Raw genomic sequence first — 3,044 nt, 5'->3', positions numbered from 1 at the left:
ACCACGACTCCTTAGTCAGGAGCTACGAAAAAGGTAACGGGGGCGGGCGGCGCTGGCAGGGCACGCCACCCGCCCCGTCCCCTCCCCAGGTCAGGGCCGGGGTGGCGCCGTCAGCAGGTGTCGAGCAGCCCGGTCAGGGCGCTCTTCTCGGCGGAGGTCACGCTCAGGTCGTAGGCGTCCTTCGACGCGATCCAGATCTTCCCGTACGTGCAGTGGTAGTCGGTGCGCGGCGGCACCCACTTGTCGGGCGTCTGGTCGCCCTTGGAGCTGTTGATCCGGCCGGTCACGGCGATCAGCTGCGGGTTGGTGAGGTCGTTGGCGAACTCCTCCCGCTTGGCCGCCGACCAGGAGGAGGCGCCGGAACGCCAGGCCGCCGCCAGCGGAACGACGTGGTCGATGCTGATCTCCGAGGGCACCGAGGTGGTGACGCCGTCGAAGGGGCTGTACCAGCTGCCGGACGTCGGGTAGCAGTCGGCGCCGACCTCGACGTTGGTGCCGTCCCTCTTGAGCACCATCTCCCGCGTGTTGCAGGTGCCCTCGATCGTCTTCCAGTGCGGGAACTTGTCCCGCGAGTAGCCGGACATGGAGCCCTCGGCGCGAACGGTCAGCCCGTCGAGCATCGCCCGGGCGGTGCTCTCGCTGGGGATGTTGGGGGGCGCGGCGCTCGCCGGGGAGACCAGGGAGAAGGAGAGGAGGGCGGCGAGGACCGCGGCGAACATCAGCCGTAGCGCGCGTGCTCGTCGTCGTGGGGACATCGATGCCTCCGATCGTGGATCACGAGTGCGAGATCCACACCGTCACCCAGTCACGCAAGCGAAAGCAACACCCAGCAGTGAACAGTTGGTGTCGGAGAGTGAAAATTCAGCGGAGAGTGAGGGCTCCTTCACTCCCAAATCGAGGGGGCTGGTTCCCATTGGCTGAGTCGCGGGTCCAGTCGGACGGCGGCGGGGTGACCCCCGAGGGCCGGCCCGGAACGCGCCGCCCCCACCGCGGCGGCCGCGCGGGGGCGCGGTTCCGGGTTCCGGGCCACCAGGACGAGGGGTGGCGACACCGCTCAGACGAGACCGCGCACCAACCGCAGGTCCTCGGTGTGCCGGTACCAGGTCCACTTGCCGTGCTGGCGTTCGTGGGGGACCCCGTCGCGCACCACCGTCGCCGGTACGCACCCGATCTGCACGGCCCGGCCGCTCGTCTCCCGGACCCGCCTGCCCAGCAGGTTGCGGCGCACCGTCCGCGCGACCAGGCCGGCCCCCCGGTCAGGCCTGACCTCCAACCGGCTGGCCTGCCCTCGCAGGACCAGCTCGTCGTCGCAGTACACGACGCCCCGCAACGGCCCGATCACCCCACGGCCCACCAGGACACCCCCGACGTCGTCCCGCAGCAGCGGCACCGGGTCGGGCTCCCCGGTCAGGGCCAGGCGCAGCGCGGCCTCCCGGTCTCCCGCCGGCAGTCCCCAGAGCTGGGCGACCTCCGAGCCGGCCTCCCAGGGCAGGTACCCCACGACCACCTCGGGCAGCCGCTCGGTGCGCAGGAGGCGCAGCACCACCGAGGCGAGGTCGGCGTCGGTGCCCGCCACCAGCAGCCGCCGGCCGGCCAGCTCGCGCAGCACCGGGTCCACCTCGTCCCGCCCCGGAGTGGCCGCTACCGCGTGCGAGACGATCCCGTCACGCTCGGTGAGACCGGCGAAGTCCCGATTTCCGCAGGCCAATGCGACCACCGTCACCATGCGCTCCTGGTTTACTCTCTTTGACCGGCGTTGCCGTCTGTACTGCTTGGAGTGTGTACATGCCCGCGATCGTGCTGATCGGCGCCCAATGGGGCGACGAGGGCAAGGGTAAGGCCACCGACCTGCTCGGCGAGAGCGTGCAGTGGGTGGTCCGGTATCAGGGCGGCAACAACGCGGGTCACACCGTGGTGCTGCCCAACGGCCAGAACTTCGCCCTGCACCTCATCCCGTCCGGCATCCTCACGCCGGGCGTCACCAACGTCATCGGTAACGGGGTCGTCGTCGACCCCGGTGTGCTGCTGGACGAGCTGGGCGGCCTGGAGGACAGGGGGGTGGACACCTCGGGCCTGCTGATCTCGGCCGACGCCCACCTGATCATGCCGTACCACGTGGCGATCGACCGCGTGACCGAGCGCTACCTGGGCAAGGCGAAGATCGGCACCACCGGCCGGGGCATCGGGCCCGCCTACCAGGACAAGGTCGCCCGCGTCGGCGTGCGGGTGCAGGACCTCCTCGACGAGAAGATCCTCCGCCAGAAGGTCGAGGCGGCCCTGGAGCTGAAGAACCAGATCCTCGTCAAGGTGTACAACCGGCGGGCGATGGACGTCGACGAGGTCGTCGACAGCGTCCTGGAGCGCGGCGCGAAGTTCGCGGGCCGGATCGCCGACACCCGGCTGCTGCTCAACCAGGCGCTCGAGCGGGGCGAGACGGTGCTGCTGGAGGGTTCCCAGGGGACCCTGCTCGACGTCGACCACGGCACCTACCCGTTCGTCACCTCCTCCAGTCCGACCTCCGGTGGTGCCGCCGTGGGCTCGGGGGTGGGGCCGACCAGGATCACCACCGTCATCGGCATCCTCAAGGCGTACACGACACGGGTCGGCTCCGGGCCGTTCCCCACCGAGCTGCACGACGACATGGGCGAGCAGCTGCGCAAGGCCGGCGGCGAGTTCGGTGTGACGACGGGCCGTTCCCGGCGGACCGGCTGGTTCGACGCGGTGATCGCCCGCTACGCGGCCAGGGTCAACGGAATCACCGACTTCTTCCTCACCAAGTTGGACGTGCTGTCCGGCCTGAGGACGGTGCCGGTCTGCGTGGGCTACGAGGTCGACGGCGAGCGGGTCGACGACATGCCCATGACCCAGACCGGGGTCCACCACGCCAAGCCGGTGTACGAGGAGCTCCCCGGCTGGGCTGAGGACATCTCCGGCTGCCGGACCTTCGAGGACCTGCCCGTGAACGCCCGGAACTACGTGCTGCGGCTGGAGGAGCTGTCGGGGGCCCGGGTGTCGGCGATCGGGGTGGGACCGGGTCGTGAGGA

At 70.5% G+C, this 3,044-nt stretch carries 3 protein-coding genes; 1 reads left to right on the top strand and 2 read right to left on the bottom strand.

Annotated features, from left to right (window positions below; translation table 11 throughout):
- Window positions 1-110: 110 nt before the first annotated feature.
- On the bottom strand, window positions 111-755 hold the full coding sequence (locus tag ACTIDRAF_RS0203150) for an HNH endonuclease family protein (protein WP_026065724.1): 645 nt from the start codon (window positions 753-755) through the stop codon (window positions 111-113).
- A 299-nt stretch (window positions 756-1,054) separates the two neighbouring features.
- The gene (locus tag ACTIDRAF_RS0203145) at window positions 1,055-1,726 is read right to left on the bottom strand and encodes a hypothetical protein (protein WP_016697263.1); all 672 of its coding nucleotides are present in this window, start codon (window positions 1,724-1,726) and stop codon (window positions 1,055-1,057) included.
- Between the two features lie 59 nt (window positions 1,727-1,785).
- Here ACTIDRAF_RS0203145 and ACTIDRAF_RS0203140 point away from each other — a divergent pair.
- On the top strand, window positions 1,786-3,044 hold a 1,259-nt coding region (locus tag ACTIDRAF_RS0203140), incomplete at its 3' end, for an adenylosuccinate synthase (RefSeq protein ID WP_016697262.1).

Origin of the sequence: Actinoalloteichus spitiensis RMV-1378 (assembly GCF_000239155.1) — a bacterium.
GTDB lineage: Bacteria > Actinomycetota > Actinomycetes > Mycobacteriales > Pseudonocardiaceae > Actinoalloteichus_B > Actinoalloteichus_B spitiensis.
Note: the sequence above shows the minus strand (reverse complement) of the source record. Positions and strands in the feature narration are given on the sequence as shown.